1 protein-coding gene and 1 pseudogene are annotated in these 778 nt (G+C 70.1%); both read right to left on the bottom strand.

Annotation, left to right across the window (positions count from 1 at the left end; genetic code table 11):
• Positions 1–431: pseudogene (locus HA630_RS00010) on the bottom strand (hypothetical protein); the annotation flags it as partial.
• Positions 428–778 (bottom strand): type II secretion system F family protein (locus HA630_RS00005; RefSeq protein ID WP_208299869.1); only part of this gene is annotated, 351 nt, incomplete at its 5' end. The gene HA630_RS00005 and the pseudogene HA630_RS00010, both read right to left, overlap by 4 nt.

The following is a 778-nucleotide window of genomic DNA, read 5'->3' as shown; positions in this document are numbered from 1 at the left end:
GCCCGCTCAAAGGCCGCAATGGCTTCGTCCAGTTGGCCTCGCCGGGCCGCCAGCAGCCCCAGCCCGTGGTGGGCGGTGCCGGCCAGGTCGCCCTGCGTCAATTGCAGGAACAGTGTGCGGGCCTCGGCGTCCTGGTCGGTGGCCATGAGCGAACCGGCGCGGAGCAATTGGCTGTCCGCGCTGGGGCCCCAGCGGCTGTCGTGGGCCTGCAGGTGGGCCAGTGCGGCGTAGTGCTGGGACTGGGCCTGCAGGTTGCGCACCATGTCGAGCAGACCCGCTTTTTGCACCCCTTCGATGTTGGCGGCGCCGCCGCCCGGCAGCGCGTCCGGTGCGGTGGCCCGCAACGGAGGCGGACCGGCCAGGTTGGCGCAGCCGGCCAGCGCCAGCACGAGGCCACACAGGTTCCAGCGCACCCACGGTTTTGCGTTCATTTGCCCACTCCCGCCAGACCCCGGAAGATGGCTTGCACCGCCGGACCGGCGATCACGATCATCAGCGCGGGCAGCAGGGCCGTGATCATCACCAGGGTCATCTTGACGTTGAGTTTGCCCACAATTTCACGCAGCAGCGCGCGGCGTTTTTCGCGCAGCCGGGCGGCGTACTGGCGCATGGGCTCTTGCACCGCGCCGCCGTGCTTGTCGATCTGCACCAGCAGGGTGACCAGTTCCTCCAGATCTTCCTTGCCGTACAGGCGGGTCAGCCGCCGCAGCGAGTCGGCGCGGCTGCGGCCGGCGGCGTACTGGCGGTTGGCGATGTCGAGCTCGCGGGCCAGCACCGG

It is taken from the genome of Aquabacterium sp. A08, assembly GCF_011742065.1.
Note: the sequence above shows the minus strand (reverse complement) of the source record. Positions and strands in the feature narration are given on the sequence as shown.